This window comes from Streptomyces sp. NPDC085866 (assembly GCF_044541035.1).
In the GTDB taxonomy this organism is placed as follows: domain Bacteria; phylum Actinomycetota; class Actinomycetes; order Streptomycetales; family Streptomycetaceae; genus Streptomyces.
In genome coordinates, this window is record NZ_JBITSQ010000010.1 from 23,191 (window position 1) to 40,055 (window position 16,865).

The 16,865-nt window shown below is 71.9% G+C and carries 15 protein-coding genes; 10 read left to right on the forward strand and 5 right to left on the reverse strand.

Annotated features, from left to right (window positions below; genetic code table 11):
• Positions 1-74: 74 nt before the first annotated feature.
• Positions 75-686 (reverse strand): CGNR zinc finger domain-containing protein, encoded by a 612-nt coding sequence (locus ACIF83_RS25325; protein WP_393467199.1) that lies wholly within the window; start codon positions 684-686, stop codon positions 75-77.
• 108 nt (positions 687-794) lie between these two features.
• On the opposite strand from ACIF83_RS25325, the gene ACIF83_RS25330 reads away from it, so the two are divergent.
• The 5 genes from ACIF83_RS25330 to ACIF83_RS25350 all read left to right on the forward strand — a co-directional run bounded on the left by ACIF83_RS25330 (position 795) and on the right by ACIF83_RS25350 (position 5,567).
• The gene (locus ACIF83_RS25330; protein WP_399730237.1) at positions 795-1,577 is read left to right on the forward strand and encodes an MBL fold metallo-hydrolase; all 783 of its coding nucleotides are present in this window, start codon (positions 795-797) and stop codon (positions 1,575-1,577) included.
• Between the two features lie 156 nt (positions 1,578-1,733).
• On the forward strand, positions 1,734-2,693 hold the full coding sequence (locus ACIF83_RS25335) for an ATP-binding cassette domain-containing protein (RefSeq protein ID WP_393467205.1): 960 nt from the start codon (positions 1,734-1,736) through the stop codon (positions 2,691-2,693).
• Positions 2,690-3,529: an ABC transporter permease gene (locus ACIF83_RS25340; RefSeq protein ID WP_393467208.1), complete on the forward strand. Its 840-nt coding sequence runs from the start codon at positions 2,690-2,692 to the stop codon at positions 3,527-3,529. The genes ACIF83_RS25335 and ACIF83_RS25340 overlap by 4 nt, the downstream gene beginning before the upstream one ends.
• Before the next feature lie 113 nt (positions 3,530-3,642).
• Complete coding sequence (locus ACIF83_RS25345) at positions 3,643-4,896, forward strand: sensor histidine kinase (RefSeq protein WP_393469719.1); 1,254 nt, start codon at positions 3,643-3,645, stop codon at positions 4,894-4,896.
• The gene (locus tag ACIF83_RS25350; RefSeq protein ID WP_399730241.1) at positions 4,893-5,567 is read left to right on the forward strand and encodes a response regulator; all 675 of its coding nucleotides are present in this window, start codon (positions 4,893-4,895) and stop codon (positions 5,565-5,567) included. The genes ACIF83_RS25345 and ACIF83_RS25350 overlap by 4 nt, the downstream gene beginning before the upstream one ends.
• Here the strand turns inward: ACIF83_RS25350 and ACIF83_RS25355 are convergent.
• Positions 5,561-6,067 carry an FxLYD domain-containing protein gene (locus tag ACIF83_RS25355; protein ID WP_393467214.1) on the reverse strand — a complete coding sequence of 169 codons (507 nt, stop codon included), beginning with the start codon at positions 6,065-6,067 and terminating at the stop codon, positions 5,561-5,563. The two genes, ACIF83_RS25350 and ACIF83_RS25355, sit on opposite strands and share 7 nt — an antisense overlap.
• Before the next feature lie 246 nt (positions 6,068-6,313).
• Here ACIF83_RS25355 and ACIF83_RS25360 point away from each other — a divergent pair, with 246 nt between their 5' ends.
• Positions 6,314-6,649, forward strand: a complete 336-nt coding sequence (locus ACIF83_RS25360) for a hypothetical protein (RefSeq protein ID WP_393467217.1) — start codon at positions 6,314-6,316, stop codon at positions 6,647-6,649.
• A 19-nt stretch (positions 6,650-6,668) separates the two neighbouring features.
• Here the strand turns inward: ACIF83_RS25360 and ACIF83_RS25365 are convergent, their stop codons facing one another.
• Entirely contained in the window at positions 6,669-7,103 is a 435-nt protein-coding gene (locus tag ACIF83_RS25365; protein WP_393467220.1) for a copper-binding protein, read from the reverse strand.
• Positions 7,104-7,422: 319 nt separating this feature from the next.
• On the opposite strand from ACIF83_RS25365, the gene ACIF83_RS25370 reads away from it, so the two are divergent.
• Positions 7,423-11,469, forward strand: coding sequence for a molybdopterin-dependent oxidoreductase (locus tag ACIF83_RS25370; protein WP_399730716.1), 4,047 nt, complete (start codon positions 7,423-7,425; stop codon positions 11,467-11,469).
• A 39-nt stretch (positions 11,470-11,508) separates the two neighbouring features.
• On the opposite strand, the gene ACIF83_RS25375 is transcribed toward ACIF83_RS25370, so the two are convergent.
• Entirely contained in the window at positions 11,509-12,708 is a 1,200-nt protein-coding gene (locus tag ACIF83_RS25375) for a cysteine desulfurase-like protein (RefSeq protein ID WP_399730246.1), read from the reverse strand.
• 108 nt (positions 12,709-12,816) lie between these two features.
• Here ACIF83_RS25375 and ACIF83_RS25380 point away from each other — a divergent pair, with 108 nt between their 5' ends.
• Positions 12,817-13,809, forward strand: a complete 993-nt coding sequence (locus tag ACIF83_RS25380) for a LysR family transcriptional regulator (protein WP_399730249.1) — start codon at positions 12,817-12,819, stop codon at positions 13,807-13,809.
• On the opposite strand, the gene ACIF83_RS25385 is transcribed toward ACIF83_RS25380, so the two are convergent.
• Entirely contained in the window at positions 13,754-14,191 is a 438-nt protein-coding gene (locus ACIF83_RS25385) for a hypothetical protein (protein WP_003974483.1), read from the reverse strand. The two genes, ACIF83_RS25380 and ACIF83_RS25385, sit on opposite strands and share 56 nt — an antisense overlap.
• A gap of 540 nt (positions 14,192-14,731) precedes the next feature.
• On the opposite strand from ACIF83_RS25385, the gene hemL reads away from it, so the two are divergent.
• Together hemL and ACIF83_RS25395 are read left to right on the forward strand one after the other, a co-directional pair.
• Positions 14,732-16,051 carry a glutamate-1-semialdehyde 2,1-aminomutase gene (gene hemL, locus ACIF83_RS25390; RefSeq protein ID WP_398137154.1) on the forward strand — a complete coding sequence of 440 codons (1,320 nt, stop codon included), beginning with the start codon at positions 14,732-14,734 and terminating at the stop codon, positions 16,049-16,051.
• Positions 16,048-16,749, forward strand: a complete 702-nt coding sequence (locus ACIF83_RS25395; RefSeq protein WP_393467246.1) for a histidine phosphatase family protein — start codon at positions 16,048-16,050, stop codon at positions 16,747-16,749. The genes hemL and ACIF83_RS25395 overlap by 4 nt, the downstream gene beginning before the upstream one ends.
• Positions 16,750-16,865 lie beyond the last annotated feature (116 nt).

Below are 16,865 nucleotides of genomic sequence, written 5' to 3' on the forward strand. Positions count from 1 at the left end.
TAGACGGCCCACAGATGAATGGTTCATGTCATCTCAGTGGGGGAGTTGTGTGTAGCGGCCAGGCGTCGGCCGGTTCAGTCCGGCTGTGCGGGCGCGGTGCGGCGGGCGTAGGCGCGGGCCGCGCGGGCGCGGTCGCCGCAGCGGGTGGAGCACCAGTGACGGCGGCCGTGCCGGAGGAGGTAGCGGTTGCACGGGCTGGAGCCGCAGGCGGTGAGGCGCTCGGCGTCGGGGCCGGTGAGCAGTTCGGCGGCGTCGGAGGCGAGGGCCGCCAGGGCGTGCTCGACGATCTGGGTCGTGGGGTGGGAGGCCGCTCGGTACAGGCCGCGCTCGGGGTGCCAGTGCAGCAGGGCGGCCGCGGGGGCGCGGGTGAGCGCGTCGTTGAGCGCGTTCAGTGCGCCGGCGGGGGCGGCGTGCCCGTCGACCCGTGAGGCGAGCAGGGAGCGGATCTGTTCGCGCAGGGAGCGCAGCTGGGCCGCGCAGGTCTCCTGGAGATCCGCGTCGGCCGGGGCCAGGTCGTGCTCCACGAGCCAGCGGCCCGCCGCCGCGGGTGTCCCGAGCAGGTCGATGAACTGGCCGCCGGGCAGTGCGACGGCGCTGTTGGCGAGGTCGAGTGCGGCGTACTGATCCGCGCCCGGCGCGGGGAGCAAGGTCGGCTCGTCGGTCACGGTCCCCTTCATGAGTCTCATGGTACGTCTTGCGCCCATCCGTGAGAGGCGGCTAGCGTTCCTCACGGATAGAAATTCTCTATCCGTGAGATGCGTATCCCCGAGACGACCCCTCCGCGAGGTGCCCCCATGGCTGCAGCCGGCCCGAACCCCGACCCCACGAGCGAGCAGGTGCCCGTCCGGGTCCTCGGCGGCCCGACCGTCCTCATCGAGTACGGCGGCCTCCGCCTCCTCACCGACCCCACCTTCGACGCCCCCGGCGACTACCCCGCGCCCAGCGGCCGGGTCCTGACCAAGACCGCGCCGCCCCGCCTCACCCCGGCCGAACTCGGCCCCGTGGACGTCGTCCTGCTCTCCCACGACCAGCACGCCGACAACCTCGACCACTCCGGCCGCGCCCTGCTCGCCGAGGTGCCCCGCACCCTCACCACGCCGAGCGCCGCCGACCGCCTCGGCGGCACCGCCCGCGCCCTCGCCCCCTGGGAGTCCGTCGAAATGCCCCGCCCCGACGGCGGCACCGTCACCGTCACCGCCGCTCCCGGTCTGCACGGCCCCAAGGGCTCCGAGCCGCTCGTGGGCGAGGTCACCGGCTTCGTCCTGACCTCCGCCGACCTGCCCACCGTCTACGTCAGCGGCGACAACGCCTCGCTCGAACTGGTCCAGGAGGTCGCGGACCGGTACGCCCCCGTCGACACCGCCGTCCTCTTCGCCGGCGCGCCCCGCCTGCCCGTCCTCGACGACGCCCTCCTCGTCCTCGACGGCGCCGGAACCGCGACCGCCGCCCGCCTCCTCGACGCCCGCCGTGTGGTCCCGGCCCACTGCGACAGCTGGGCCCACTTCACCGAGACCAGGGAGGACGTGGTGGCCGCGTTCGTCGAGGCGGGGCTGGTGGAGCGGCTGCAGCTGGACTGACCGGCCGGCGGCGTCGTGGGGCCGTAGTACCGCGGTACCACCCGGGCGGGCCCCGTTCAGCCCCCGGTACCACGGAATCAGGGCGATTCGGACTTTAGCGTTGCGGGTGAGGCGTCAGACGCGACGGGCGCCCGAGTCCGAGAGAGAGCGACGCGCATGATCGACGCACGGCAACTGACCAAGAGATACGGGGAGAAGACGGCCGTCGACGGGCTGGACTTCGTCGTGAAGCCGGGCACGGTGACCGGCTTCCTGGGGCCCAACGGCGCGGGGAAGTCCACCACCATGCGGATGATCGTCGGGCTCGACGCCCCGACGAGCGGCACCGTCACCGTGAACGGACACCACTACGCCCACCACCGGGCACCGCTGCAGGAGGTCGGGGCGCTCCTGGAGGCGAAGTCCGTCCACCCGGGCCGCACGGCCCACCAGCACCTCAGGGCGCTGGCCCTGACCCACGGCATCCCGCGCCGCCGGGTCGACGAGGTCATCGAGCTGGCCGGCCTCGGCAGCGTGGCCCGCAAGCGGGCCGGTGCCTTCTCCCTCGGCATGGGCCAGCGGCTCGGCATCGCGGCGGCGCTGCTCGGCGATCCGCAGACGGTGATGCTGGACGAGCCGGTCAACGGCCTCGACCCGGAGGGCGTGCGCTGGATCCGCACCCTGCTGACCTCGCTGGCGGCCGAGGGACGGACCGTGTTCGTCTCCTCCCATCTGATGAGCGAGGTGGCACTGGTGGCGGACCACCTGATCGTCGTGGGCCGGGGCCGGCTGCTGGCCGACACCACCGTGAGCGACCTGGTCCGCGAGGCGGGCGGCGACACGGTGCGGGTCGCGACCGAGGACCCGGCACGGCTGCGGGACGTGCTGGCCGGGCCCGGCGTCGACATCACCGGCCGCGTCGGCTCCGAGGAACTGCAGGTCACCGGTCTGACCGCCCGTGAGATCGGGCTGAAGGCCGCCGCACACGGCATCCCGCTGTTCGAACTGACCGCGCGGACCGTCTCCCTGGAGGAGGCGTTCATGGACCTGACCCGGGACGCCGTGGAGTACCACGGCTCCACGACCGGCTCCACGACCGGCACCGAGACCCCCGAGACCGTCGGGAGCACCACATGAGCACCCTCACCGCCACCGCCGAGGAACCCCGCACCGCGCCCACCCGCCCCGCCTACCGCGTGACCGGACGGCGCGTGCTGTCCTCCGAGTGGGCCAAACTCTGGTCGCTGCGCTCGACCTGGATCACCCTGGGCCTCGGCCTGCTCTTCCTCGTCGTCTTCGGGCTCATCGCCGCGGCCCGCTACCGGTCGATGGTCGGCACTCCCCGGATGGCCCCGGACTTCGCCCGCGCGACGGCCGTGAGCCTGTCCCTCTTCGGCACCAACTTCGCCCAACTGGCCCTCGGCGTCCTCGGCGTGCTGGTCATGGCGGGGGAGTACTCCACCGGCCTGATCCGCTCGACCCTGGCGGCCGTGCCGCGTCGGCTGCCCGTCCTGTGGTCCAAGGCGGCCGTGTTCGGGCTGGTCGCGCTGATGGTCGGCACCCTCGGCTCGTTCGTCGCCTTCCTGCTCGGCAGCGGCATCGTCTCCGGCACGCCCGCCGCGATGGACCTGACCCACGCGGGGGTCGTACGCAGCCTGCTGGGCGCCGGGCTCTACCTCGGCCTGGTCGGTGTCATCGGCATCGCCCTGGGCGCGCTGCTGCGGTCGGTGGCCGGCGGCATCTCGGTGCTGGTCGCCACCCTCATGCTCATCCCCGGACTGATCTCCCTCCTGCCCAGCTCCTGGCAGGACGACATCAGCCCCTACCTGCCGAGCCACGCCGGCCAGGCGATGTTCGCCGTGACCCAGGACTCCACCACCCTCTCGCCCCTGGCCGGACTGCTGGTCTTCCTCGGCTGGACAGTCCTCGCGCTGGCGGGGGCGGCGTACCGGCTGGCGCGCAGCGACGCCTGAGCGTGGACGCGATGCACACCGCGACGTCGGACAGCGTGGGGCGTGACGCTGCGGCGTCCGACCCTGTGCACCATGGGCTGGTGACCGCCGTGACCGCTTACGACATCAGTGGGATGGGGCCGCTGGTCGCCCGGCTCGGGCGGGTGGGCCAGCGGCTCCGCCAGGCCGACCGGGCCCGGCCTTGGGTGCTGGACACCACGGTGGTGGTGCTGGTCCTTCTGATGTTCTGTCTGCCCGACCTGGTGCACGCGGGCGCCGGGGACGGCGACGGACCGCGCCACGTGCGGCTCAGCTTCACCCGGCCGCCCGTGGCGGCCATGTTCGCCCTGCAGGCGGGTCTGCTGCTGCCACTGCTGTGGCGAAGGCGCAGGCCCCTGGCCGCCTTCGGCGCCGTCTGGGCCGTCTTCGTCCTGCAGTGGTCCCTCGATGTGGCGCTGCGCGCGGACGTGGCCCTCTTCATAGCGCTGTACAGCCTGGCCCTGCACGGGCGGCTGCGGCAGCTGCCCTGGGCCTGCGGGGCCATGGCGGCGGGGATGGCGCTGGTCGCGGTGCGCGTGTCGCCGGCCGTGTCCGTCTGGGACGCGCTGTTCTTCCTGCTGAGCACGGCGACCGCGGCCCTCGCGCTCGGCCTGGTGGTACGCATCCGCCGGGCCCAGCTCGCCGGGCTGCGGGACCGGGCGGCCCGCCTGGAGATCGAGCGCGACCAGCGCAGCAGGCTGGCCGCCGCCACCGAACGGGCCCGGGTGGCCCGCGAGATGCACGACATCGTCGGCCACAACCTGTCCGTCATCATCACGCTCGCCGACGCCGGCGCCTACGCCACCGACACCGCTCCCGAACGCGGCAAGGAGGCCCTGCAGCTCATCGGCGACACCGGCCGCCAGGCGCTCGGCGAACTCCGGCGCGTCCTCGGTGTCCTGCGCGAGGCGACGGACGGCCTGCCGGGCGCGCCCGAACTGAGCCCGCAGCCCGGTATCGCCGACATCGACGCGCTCTGCGAGGGTGTGCGTGCCGCGGGTCTGGACGTCGTCTACCGGACCGCCGGAGACGTCGACGCCCTGGACGACGGGGTGCAGCTGACGGCCTACCGGGTCGCCCAGGAAGCCCTGACGAACACCCTCAAGCACGCGGGCGCCGGCACCCGGGCACGCCTGTCGATCGCCGTCGAGGACACCCGGCTGACCATCCGGGTCCAGGACACCGGCCCGGCCGCCCGGCCCGGACCGCCGAACGAGGAAGGGCAGGGCCTGGTGGGCATGCGGGAGCGAGCGGCACTCTACGGCGGAACGGTCAGTGCGGGCCCGGCGGGCGGCGGCTGGCAGGTGGCGGTCTGCCTGGACCTGGCCTCCGCGGGCGGTGCCGTGTGACCACCGTACTGATCGTCGACGACCAGCCGCTCCAGCGCTACGGCTTCCGCCTCCTGCTGGAGTCCGTCCCCGGGACCGAGGTGGTCGGTGAGGCCGCGCACGGCGCCGAGGCCGTCCGCAGGGCCGCCGAACTGCGCCCCGACGTCGTGCTGATGGACGTACGGATGCCCGGCATGGACGGCATCGAGGCCACCCGCCGTATCGCCGAGTCCGGCGGCCGCTCCCGGGTCCTCGTCCTGACCACCTTCGACCTGGACGAGTACGTCCACGCGGCCCTGCGCGCCGGAGCCAGCGGCTTCCTCCTCAAGGACGCGCGCCCCGAGGAACTCCTGGCCGGCATCCGCGCGGTCGCCGTCGGGGACGCCGTGATCGCGCCCGCGCTCACCCGGCGCCTCCTGGACGAGTTCGCCCAGCTCCTCCCACGGTCCGCCGGTGACCCGGCCGAGGACGCGCGCCTGAACGCCCTCACCGACCGTGAGCGCGAGATCCTCGTCGCCATCGGCAGGGGCTGGACCAACGGCGAGATCGCCGCCCGCTTCGTCCTGTCCGAGTCCACGGTCAAGACCCACGTGGGCCGGGTCCTCGCCAAGATCGGCGCGCGGGACCGCGTGCAGGCGGTGATCTTCGCGTACGACCGCGGGCTCGCCCGGCCGGGCAGCGGCGGTCAGTAGCGCAGCGCCGAGCCGACCACCGCGTGGACCTCGCCGCCCAGCTTGCGGTTGCTGGTGGCCGTGGCCTCGCCGGAGGTGCCTGCGCCCACGTCCTTGACCGTCGCCACGGTCACGTCCAGCAGGTTGCCGCTCTTGTCCGTGAAGTTGACCTGGACGGCGAAGGACTTGGCGGAGTCGGCGGTGTTCTTGGCGGTCACCTTGACCATGGCCTTGCCCGCACTGTCGGGGGTGGGGGCGCCGAGCGTCACGTCGTCCTTGGCCTTCACCCCGTTCTTCACTTCGTTCAGCTTGTTCCTGGCCTGCGCCGAGGCCGAGGCCAGCGCCTCGCCGGCCTGGGAGGCGAGGGACGAGGCGGCGGAGGAGGCCGCCGATGCCGCCTTGCTGGCGGCGCCGGACGTGTTTCCGGAGTTGTTGCCGGAACATCCGGCCGCCGCGCCGGTGACGACCAGGGCCAGTACCGCGCCCGCCGTGCCCCTCGTCCATGTCTTCCGCACTGCCATGCCGCGCCTCCACTGACTGCCGAAAGGTCTGTTCCTCTCACTTCAGTGAAGGGGCCGCCGCCGTGCCCTGCACGCCGGGTGAGGTGTCCGGGTGCCGTCCGGCGGGCCGTCGCTTCCGTCGCCACCGTCGCGAAATTCACCCGAATGCAGTAGTGGCCGTACTCGCCGGGGGCGCCGATCGGAGTACGGACGGATAGTGGTGCCCGGGGAACGGTGTCCCGACGGCTCCCCGGTACAGGAGGCTCCATGCGTGCTTCACGGTCGCTCGCCGCACTCATCGGTGTCGCGTCGCTCGGTATCGCGCTGACCGCCTGCCAGGACCAGGCGTCCGGCACGATCGTGGCGCACACCGGAGCCCGATATGTGGAGACCTTCACGAACCCGCCGATCCGCGGGTGCCACCGTTTCCGCGAGGGCGTGACCCACGTCAAGAACTACACGCTGAGCAGCATGCTCATGTACACGACACCCGACTGCACCGTGCCGCCGGGTGGGTCGAGCATCTACGTGGACATGCAGTCGTCGGACCAGGTGGTCCCGGCCTCCGGCCTGTGGCGCAGCTTCTCCTTCGCCCCCGAGTGAGAGCGGGGCACGGGGTGTCTCAGCCGACGTTGATGTGCTGGTCCATTCCCATCTGCTTGTGACTGTCGATCGGGCAGTACACGTCGTACGTGCCCTTCTTGAGGGTCACCGTCACCGTCCCACTGTGGCCTGCCGGGATGTCCTTGGTCCGGGCGTCCTGCACACCGGGGCCGTCGATGGACAGGGCGTGGGTGGTCTTGCCTGCGTTCTCGGAGACGAAGGTGTAGGTGCCCGGTGTGAACGACGTCCGGGGCAGCTTCAGCGTGAACTCGGTCTCGGTGACCGCCACCCGGGTCCCCGAGCCCGCCTGGGGCGTGCCGGAACTGGCCGAGCTGCTCGCCTGACCGCCGCCTCCGCTCGAACAGGCGGCCAGGAGGAGAGCGGCGCAGAAGGCCCCCGCTGTCGTACGGAGCGCCGTACGGGTCGTATGTGCCGAGATTGCCGGGATCGCCATCTGGCTCATCCCCTTCGATGTCAGGGAAAGGCCCCTATGACGGATACGTTCGAGCGGGTCAGATGGTTCATGGCGGCGGCCACCTGCGGCTCGGCGGCGGGATCCTGCGCTCACACCCGCCTCCCGGGCCCTGTGCGGTGCGCTTAACCCCTGGCGATCCGGCGCAGAGACACCCACGTAATGAGCGGTTCGTACCGTCGTGAGGGGTGAGATCGGACCGAGCACAGCAAGGGAGGCGCCCGTGGCCGCGCCGGGCTCGCGGAGTGAGGGCACGACGACGGTGCGGACGGTCTGTTCCTACTGCGGAGTGGGCTGCGGCATGGTCCTCGACATCGGCAGGGGACCGGACGGGAGGCGCACGGTCCTGAAGGCGACCGGGGACAAGGAGCACCCGGCGAACTTCGGCCGGCTGTGCACCAAGGGCGCGACCACCGCTGACATGCTCGCCGCACCGGGCCGGCTGACCACCGCCCTCGTCCGGACGGACCGCGGCGAGGAGCCGCAGCCCACGACCGTGGCGGCCGCCGTCGTCGAGACCGGCCGTCGGCTGCGCGCGATCGTCGACGAGCACGGCCCCGACGCGGTCGCCCTCTACGTCTCCGGACAGATGAGCCTGGAGGCGCAGTACCTCGCGAACAAGCTGGCCAAGGGCTTCGTCCGGACCAACCAGATCGAGTCGAACTCCAGGCTGTGCATGGCCAGCGCCGGCACCGGTTACAAGCTGTCGCTGGGCGCGGACGGGCCGCCCGGCTCGTACCAGGACCTCGACCGGGCCGACGTCTTCTTCGTCATCGGCTCCAACATGGCCGACTGCCATCCGATCCTCTTCCTGCGGATGATGGACCGGGTGAAGTCGGCGGGCGCCAAGCTGATCGTCGTCGACCCGCGGCGCACCGCCACCGCAGCCAAGGCCGACCTGTTCCTGCAGATCAAGCCGGGCACGGACCTCGCGCTGCTCAACGGGCTGCTGCACCTGCTGCACGCGAACGGCCACACCGACGCCGACTTCGTCGCCGCGCACACCGAGGGCTGGGAGGCGATGCCCGCCTTCCTCGCCGACTACCCGCCCGCCACCGTCGCGGAGATCACCGGCATCCCGGAGGACGACATCCGCGAGGCCGCCCGGCTGATCGGTGAGGCGGGGGAGTGGACGAGCTGCTGGACGATGGGCCTGAACCAGTCCACGCACGGCACCTGGAACACCAACGCCCTGGTCAACCTGCACCTCGCCACCGGCGCGATCTGCCGTCCGGGCTCCGGCCCCTTCTCCCTCACCGGCCAGCCCAACGCCATGGGCGGCCGGGAGATGGGCTACATGGGGCCGGGGCTGCCCGGGCAGCGTTCCGTGCTCGCCGACGCCGACCGGGCCTTCGTCGAGGAGCTGTGGGAGCTGGAGCCGGGCGCCCTGCGCGCCGACGGCGTCGGCCGGGGCACGGTCGAGATGTTCCGGAAGATGGCCGACGGGGACATCAAGGCCTGCTGGATCATCTGCACCAACCCGGTCGCCTCCGTCGCGAACCGCAAGACGGTCATCGAGGGCCTGGAGGCCGCCGAGTTCGTCGTCGCGCAGGACGTGTTCGCCGAGACGGAGACGAACGCGTACGCCGACGTCGTCCTGCCCGGCGCGCTGTGGACCGAGACCGAGGGCGTCCTGATCAACAGCGAGCGCAACCTGACGCTCGCCCGGCAGGCCGCCGATCCGCCCGGCGAGGCGATGGCGGACTGGCGGATCATCGCCGCCGTGGCCCGCGCGATGGGCTACGAGAAGGGCTTCGCGTACGACAGCGCGGAGGAGATCTTCGAGGAGATCAAGCGTGCCTGGAACCCGGCGACCGGCTGGGACCTGCGCGGTGTGAGCTACGAGCGGCTGCGCGAGACGCCCGTGCAGTGGCCGGCGGCGAGCTCCGACGGTCCCGACCGCAACCCGATCCGGTACGTCGACGAGGACGGCTCGCCGACCTTCCCGACCGCGAGCGGCCGAGCGGTGTTCCACGCCCGCCCGCACGTCCCGGCGGCGGAGATGCCCGACGACGACTACCCGTACGTGCTCAACACCGGCCGCCTCCAGCACCAGTGGCACACGCTGACGAAGACGGCCAAGGTCGCCAAGCTGAACAAGCTCGACCCCGGACCCTTCGTGGAGGTGCACCCGCAGGACGCGGCCGAACTGGGCCTCACCGAGGGGGATTCGGTGGAGGTCGCCTCGCGGCGCGGGCGGGCCGTGCTGCCCGCGGTCGTCACCGACCGGGTGCGGCCGGGCTGCTGTTTCGCGCCGTTCCACTGGAACGACCTGTTCGGGGAGTACCTGAGCGTCAACGCGGTGACCAGCGACGCCGTCGACCCGCTGTCGTTCCAGCCCGGGTTCAAGATGTGCGCGGTGTCGCTGACCAAGGTGGCCGCACCGGTGACGGTGCGGGCCCCGGCCCAGGCGTCCACAGAGGTCTCGGTCCCACCGCTCGCCGCCCTTCCCCCTGCGTCCGTTCCCTCTCCCTTCGGGCTGGAGCCCGCGCCGCCGCCGGTCCTGGCCGAACACGAACGCCGGTATCTGACCGGTTTCCTGGCCGGAATTCCGTCGGGCGCCCCGGGCGTCCCGGTGCTGCCGCCGGACGCCCCGTTCAGCCCGGAGCACGCCCTGTGGGTGAACGGCGTACTGGCCGGGATGTACTCCAGGACCTCCGGCGGCGCGGCGACACCTGCCACCGCGTACGGCGTCGGCGGCTCCCCGGGGTCCTCCGCGGGCGCTCCGCCCCGCCAGGTCGTGATCCTCTGGGCGTCGCAGACCGGGAACGCCGAGGAGTTCGCGACCGCCGCGGCCGAACGGCTCACCGTGGACGGCCACCCCGCCTCCCTCCTGCCCATGGAGGAGGCGGACCCCGCCGCGCTGCCGTCCGACGCCGACCTGCTGCTGATCACGAGCACCTTCGGCGACGGCGACGCCCCGGACAACGGCACCGGCTTCTGGGACGCCCTCGCCTCACCCGAAGCCCCGCGCCTGAAGGGCCGGCGCTACGCCGTCCTGGCCTTCGGCGACTCCTCGTACGACGACTTCTGCGGGCACGGCCGGCGTCTCGACCGGCGCATGGAAGAGCTGGACGCGGTACGGCTGGCCCCGCGTACCGACTGCGAACCGGACTACGAGACCGAGGCCGAGGCCTGGCTCGACCAGGTGCGCACCGTGTTGAAGGGCTCCGAGCGACCGGAACCGGCCCTGAGCCCCGCGCCGCCGGCGGCTCCTCGGCCGAGCCGTCCCGCCCCCGCCACCGCCCGCCTCACCGGCAACCGCCTGCTGAGCCTGCCCGGCGCGGGCAAGGAGGTCCGGCGCTTCACCTTCGACACCCGTGACAGCGGCACCCCGCTGGTCTACGAGGCCGGGGACGCCCTCGCGGTGCACCCGGCCAACCAGCCGGACCTCGTGACGGAGTGGCTGGCCGTCACCGGCCTGGACGCGGACGCGGCCGTCCAGGTCAAGAGCGTCGGAGAGGTGCCGTTCGCCGAAGCCCTGCAGCGCCACCTGGACATCAGCCGCGTCACCGGCGACCTGCTGCGCTTCGCCGCCGACCGGACCCGTGACCCCCGCGAGCTGCGCAAGCTGCTGCGCCCGGACAACAAGGGCGAGTTGGCGCGCTGGTCCTGGGGCCGCCAGGCCGTCGACGTGGTCGCCGAGTTCGGCATCCGGGCCGGGGCGCAGGAGTGGGCCGACGTGCTGGGCCGCCTGCAACCCCGCCTGTACTCCATATCGTCCAGCCCGCTGACCGATCCCCATCTGGTGTCCCTGACGGTCTCCGTCGTCCGCTACGAGAACCCGCACGGCCGCCCCCGCCAGGGCGTCTGCTCCCCCTTCCTCGCCGACGCCGAGCCCGGCACCCCGGTGCCGGTCCGCGTCCAGCGGGCCCCGCACTTCCGCCCGCCCGCCGACCCCGCCACACCGGCGGTGATGATCGGCCCCGGCACGGGCATCGCACCCTTCATCGGCTTCCTTGAGGAACGCCGGGCCCGCGGCCACCGCGCCCCGAACTGGCTGTTCTTCGGTGAACAGCACCGGGCGACCGACTTCTACTACGAGGAGGAGCTGGCCGCCCACCTCGCCGAGGGCACGCTCACCCGCCTGGACACCGCCTTCTCCCGCGATCAGCGCGCCAAGGTCTACGTCCAGGACCGGATGCGCGAACACGGTCCGCTGCTGTGGTCCTGGCTCCGCGACGGCGCCCACTTCTATGTCTGCGGCGACGCCTCCCGCATGGCCAAGGACGTCGACCGGGCCCTGCGGGAGATCGCGACCGTCCACGGCGGCCTGGACGACGCGGAGGCGGCGGCGTACGTCAAACAGCTCGCCACCGACAAGCGCTACGTGCGCGACGTGTACTGACCACGGCCGGCCGGAACCGGTGCGCACCCGCCTCATGGGTCAGCGGAAGGCGGCGAGGCCGTCCAGGAGCCGGTCCACGTCATCGGCCGTGTTGTAGGGCGCCAGACCCACCCGCAGGGCGGGGTCCGTGAGCTTCAGCGCGGTGAACGGTTCGTAGGCGTAGAACGACCCGGCGGGTGCCAGCACGCCGCGTGCGGCCAGGTGCACCTGGGCCTCGCGCGCGTCCCGGCCTTCGAGGGTCATCAGGAGTGTCGGGGTGCGGTCGGCGGCCCCTGAGCGGAGGGTGACCAAGTCACCGAGAGCCCCCAGACCTTCCTCCAGTCGCGTACGCAGTTCCTGCTCGTGCTCGTGCAGGGCGCCGAGCGAGTGCGCGAGCCGTTCCCTCCGCGTGCTTCCCGAGCCCGGGTCCATCGCGGCGAGGAAGTCCACGGCTGCGGTGGCGCCCGCCAGGATCTCGTAGGGGAGCGTGCCGAACTCGAAACGCTCGGGCACGGTGTCGGGGGACGGCACGAGCTTGTCCGGGCGCAGGGTTTCGAGGAACTCCGGTGCTGCCGCAAGCACCCCGCAGTGCGGTCCGAGGAACTTGTACGGCGAGCAGACGAACAGGTCGGCTCCGAGAGCGGGTACGTCCACCAGGTGGTGCGCGGCGTAGTGGACGCCGTCCACGTACACCAGGGCGCCGACTTCGTGGGCCCGGTCGGCGATCCGGCGGACGGGCGGCTTGGTGCCCAGCACGTTGGAGGCCGCGGTGACCGCGACCAGCCGGGTGCGTGAGGAGAGGGCTCGCTCGTACGAGTCGAGGTCCGGGTCCGTCGTCTCGGCGTCGATCTCGATCCAGCGGACCGTCACTCCGGCACGCTCGGCCGCCTGGATCCAGGGGCGGACGTTGGCGTCGTGGTCCAGCCGGCTGAGGATGATCTCGTCGCCTGCCTTCCAGCCCTTGGCCAGGTGGCGGGAGAAGTCGTAGGTGAGCTGGGTGGCGCTGCGCCCGTGGACGATGCCGCTCGCCGGCATGCCGAGCAGGTCGGCGTAGGCGGCGCGGGAGTCGGCGACGGCGCGCTCGGCGTTGAGTTCGGACGGGCTGACGGTTCCCCGGTTGGACAGGGGGCCGGTCAGTGTCGAGGCGATGGCGTCGGCGACGGGGCGGGGTGTCTGCGTTCCGCCCGGACCGTCGAAGAAGGCGAGGCCGGTCTCGAGGGAGGGGAAGTGGGCCCGGAGGGCGGTGAGGTCGATGGCCATGGTCCCGGCTTTCTGTCTCGCGGAGTGCCCGGCGTCGGGGTGCCTTTACTCTGGCCTCGACCTCGCGACAGGTAAAGCGATGGATCCCGAAGCGAAAGTTCATGATCCATGAAGTCTCAGCCGGATCTGAAGCTCCTGCCCACCTTCCTCGCCGTGGTGCGCCAGGGCTCGATGGCCGAGGCCGCTGCGGCGCTCGGCTACGTGCCCTCGGCGGTCTCCCAGCACATCGCCGCGCTGGAACGCGACATGGGCATCGAACTGATCGTCCGCCGCCCCGGCAGCCGGCTGATCCTCAGCGCGGCCGGCCGCTCCCTCGCCGAGGCGGCCGAGACGCTCTTCGACGCGACCGCGCGGTTCCAGGACGCCGCCGACGCCGTCGCGAACCGCGAAACCGCCGAACTGCGCGTCGGGACCTACCCCAGCGCGATGACCTACCTGCTCCCGCAGGTCCTGGCCACGCTCAGGGCACGCCGCCCGGGTCCCCGGCTCCGTCTCATCGTCGTGGAGACGGACGAGGGGGTACCGAGGGTGAAGTCCGGGGACCTGGACCTGCTGGTCGCCTACCGCTACCTGCCCGAGGACCCGCCGGCCCGGTCCGAGGCGCTGACGATCACCGTGCTGGGGCGCGAACCGCTGGTCCTGGTCACGGGTGCCGAGCCGGGACGCCGACGCCCGGTGGAGCTGGCCGAATGCCTGGAACGGGAGTGGGTCTCGGGCCACGCGCGCAACCCCGACCGGCGTCTGCTGCACCGCTGGGCCGGGGTGCTCGGGATCGCGCCTCGGGTGACGCTGGAGACCGAGGACCTGCACAGCATGCTCGCCATGATCCGGGCCGGCCTCGCGGTGGGCTTCATCCCCGCAACGCTGCTCGGCGCAGGACCCGACGCCGGAGTCGAGACGGTGACCCTGCCGCCCGGGATCGCACCGCTGCACCGCGAGATCCTCGCCGTCAGCAGACCCGGCGCCCGCCCCCCGATCGCCGACGAGCTGGTAGCGCTCCTGGCCGGTGCCGTGGAGGGCGCGCAGTCGTCGGAGGGGTCTCGGCTCAGGGCCACACCAGGCAGTACGGCTGATGCCCCGCCTCGTGCAGGCGATGGCTGAAGTCCTGCCACTCGTGCAGCAGCTGGTACACGTTGAACGCGTCCCGAGGACCACCTCGGTCGGGCACCGTCGACCAGATGAACGCCGCCGCGCCCACCGCTTCCTCGCCGATGCCGCGCAGGGGGTCGACGACCGTCATGGGGAGCTTGACGACCGCGTAGTCGGGGTGCAGGACGACCAGCTCCAGGGGCGGCACCTTGTGCAGGGGCACGCCCTCGATGCCGGTCAGCACCATCGCGGCCATCGTCTCCGGCTTGATCTTGGTGAACATGCCGTTCATGCCCAGCTCGTCGCCGCCGAGTTCCTCGGGGCGCATCGAGATGGGGACGCGGGCCGCGGTCGCGCCGTCCGGCGCGCCGAAGTATTTGTACGTCACCCCCACCCGACCACCATTCCTGCTCCCCGCCCGGAGGCGGTCGACCCGGTGGTCGAGCCGGCTGTCGAACTGCCGGTCGTGCCGCTCGGGCTCACTCGGTACACCCTGTGCCTGACGTGCGTCAGTCTGTCGTGCTTCGGTAGTTTCCTCCGCGTCGCGCCGGTGCCTTCCCCGCCGGGCACGTCGAGGACCCAGGTCATCAGTCCCCTCGCCCAGTCCGCCACCGCGATGCATATCTCCACCCGACTGCTTTTCTAGGACGCGTGGCCCCCGCCGCGCAACCCGATCATCGTGTCAGTGACCTCCCCCACGGCCGCTCGCCGAAACGTGCGGTGAAACACCAGTCCGCGGGATCTTCAACGGCCCCTTACTACTACGTGCCGTATGAGCTGTGTGTATCAGGTGTCAGTCTCGCAGATGGCGCGGCCGCGATCGCGGTTCCGATCTTGAGGTCTGCCGCTCCTCGGGTGAGCCGCGGCCTACCCTGAGGAGGTCACCACGCAACCGGAGTCCGAGAAGTCGGAGAATTCGCACGTCATGAGCGCCATGAGCGAACTGCCCTATCCCTACGAAGCGCCCGTCTCACAGGCGCTCTTCGACCGTGCGTCCGTCGTCACACCGGGCGGTGTGAACTCGCCGGTGCGCGCCTTTCGTGCCGTGGGCGGCACGCCGCGGTTCATGGTTTCCGGCACGGGGCCGTACCTGACCGACGCCGACGGACGGGAGTACGTCGACCTGGTGTGCTCCTGGGGGCCGATGATTCTGGGGCACTCCCACCCCGAGGTCATCGGCGCCGTCCAGGAGGCGGTCGCGCGCGGTACGTCCTTCGGTACGCCCGGTGAGGGCGAGGTCGCGCTCGCCGAGGAGATCGTCGCCCGGGTGGAGCCCGTCGAGCAGGTGCGGCTCGTCAGCAGCGGCACCGAGGCGACCATGTCGGCGATCCGGCTCGCCCGTGGGTTCACCCGGCGGTCCAAGGTGATCAAGTTCGCCGGGTGCTACCACGGGCACGTGGACTCCCTGCTGGCCGCCGCCGGGTCCGGCGTCGCGACCTTCGCGCTGCCCGACACACCCGGTGTCACCGGCGCCCAGGCCGGCGACACGATCGTGCTGCCGTACAACGACCTCGAAGCCGTGCACGAGGCCTTCCACCGGCACCCGGGCGAGATCGCCTGTGTCATCACCGAGGCCTCGCCCGGCAACATGGGCGTCGTCCCGCCGGACCCCGGGTTCAACCAGGGGCTCAAGGACGCCTGCCAGAAGAACGGCGCCCTCTTCATCTCCGACGAGGTCATGACCGGGTTCCGGACCAGCCGCGCCGGCTGGTACGGGATCGACGGGGTCAAGCCCGACCTCATGACCTTCGGGAAGGTCATGGGCGGCGGGTTCCCCGCCGCGGCCTTCGGCGGTCGCGCCGACGTCATGGCCCACCTCGCTCCCGCCGGGCCCGTCTACCAGGCCGGCACCCTCTCCGGGAACCCCGTCGCCACCGCCGCCGGGCTCGCCCAGCTGCGGCTTCTCGACGACGCCGCGTACGACAAGGTCGACGCCGTCTCCGAGCAGATCCGGTCCCTCGTGACCGAGGCGCTCAGCAAGGAGGGCGTGGCGCACCGGCTGCAGACCGCCTCCAACATGTTCTCCGTGTTCTTCACCGACCGGCAGGTGCGGAACTACGAGGACGCCAAGCGGCAGGAGTCGTACCGCTTCACCGCCTTCTTCCACTCGCTGCTGTCGAACGGCGTCTACCTGCCGCCGTCGTCCTTCGAGTCCTGGTTCGTGTCCACGGCCCACGACGAGCGGGCCATCCAGAAGATCGCCGACGCCCTTCCGGCGGCGGCCCGAGCGGCCGCGGAGGCCACTGCAGCATGAGCAGCAACGCCAGCTACGCCAGCGAAAAGGACATCACCGTCGTCCACCTCATGCGGCACGGCGAGGTCGCCAACCCGGACGGGATCCTCTACGGGCGGCTGCCCGGCTACCACCTGTCCGAGCTGGGCCGGCAGATGGCCGACCGGGTCGCCGACCACCTCTCCTCGCGCGACGTCACCCACGTGGTCGCCTCGCCGCTGGAGCGCGCGCAGGAGACCGCCACCCCGATCGCGAAGGCGCACGGGCTCGACCTCGCCACCGACGAGCGGCTGATCGAGGCCGACAACGTCTTCCAGGGCAAGACCTTCGGGGTCGGGGACGGCGCGCTGCGCAAGCCCGACAACTGGAAGCACCTCGTCAACCCGTTCAAGCCGTCCTGGGGCGAGCCGTACATCGACCAGGTCGTCCGGATGATGGGCGCGCTGAACGCGGCCAAGGACCAGGCCCGCGGGCACGAGGCGGTGCTGGTCAGCCACCAGCTGCCGATCTGGACCGTGCGGTCGTACGTCGAGAAGCGACGGCTGTGGCACGACCCGCGCAAGCGGCAGTGCACCCTGGCCTCCCTGACGACTTTCACATATCTGGGCGACAGGATCGTCTCCGTCGGCTACGCCGAGCCCGCCATCGACCTCGTGCCCGCTCATCTCCGGGCCGGTGTCAAGCCGGTGAAGGGGAAGAGCAAGGCCTTCGGGGCCTGACGCTCCAGCTGAACGCCGCATCCGACGGCCGCTTCTGACGGTCCGTTTGGAACGGCTTAGGGTTCCTTTGCCGGATCCGTTGCGAAAAACATAAATATCAGCGGAACCTCCCCGAT

Coding starts and splice junctions, on each gene's coding strand:
- ACIF83_RS25325 (WP_393467199.1), bottom strand. CDS start 686: ATGAGACTCATGAAGGGGACCGTGACCGACGAGCCGACCTTGCTCCCC.
- ACIF83_RS25330 (WP_399730237.1), top strand. CDS start 795: ATGGCTGCAGCCGGCCCGAACCCCGACCCCACGAGCGAGCAGGTGCCC.
- ACIF83_RS25335 (WP_393467205.1), top strand. CDS start 1,734: ATGATCGACGCACGGCAACTGACCAAGAGATACGGGGAGAAGACGGCC.
- ACIF83_RS25340 (WP_393467208.1), top strand. CDS start 2,690: ATGAGCACCCTCACCGCCACCGCCGAGGAACCCCGCACCGCGCCCACC.
- ACIF83_RS25345 (WP_393469719.1), top strand. CDS start 3,643: ATGGGGCCGCTGGTCGCCCGGCTCGGGCGGGTGGGCCAGCGGCTCCGC.
- ACIF83_RS25355 (WP_393467214.1), bottom strand. CDS start 6,067: ATGGCAGTGCGGAAGACATGGACGAGGGGCACGGCGGGCGCGGTACTG.
- ACIF83_RS25360 (WP_393467217.1), top strand. CDS start 6,314: ATGCGTGCTTCACGGTCGCTCGCCGCACTCATCGGTGTCGCGTCGCTC.
- ACIF83_RS25365 (WP_393467220.1), bottom strand. CDS start 7,103: ATGGCGATCCCGGCAATCTCGGCACATACGACCCGTACGGCGCTCCGT.
- ACIF83_RS25370 (WP_399730716.1), top strand. CDS start 7,423: ATGGTCCTCGACATCGGCAGGGGACCGGACGGGAGGCGCACGGTCCTG.
- ACIF83_RS25375 (WP_399730246.1), bottom strand. CDS start 12,708: ATGGCCATCGACCTCACCGCCCTCCGGGCCCACTTCCCCTCCCTCGAG.
- ACIF83_RS25380 (WP_399730249.1), top strand. CDS start 12,817: ATGAAGTCTCAGCCGGATCTGAAGCTCCTGCCCACCTTCCTCGCCGTG.
- hemL (WP_398137154.1), top strand. CDS start 14,732: ATGAGCGAACTGCCCTATCCCTACGAAGCGCCCGTCTCACAGGCGCTC.
- ACIF83_RS25395 (WP_393467246.1), top strand. CDS start 16,048: ATGAGCAGCAACGCCAGCTACGCCAGCGAAAAGGACATCACCGTCGTC.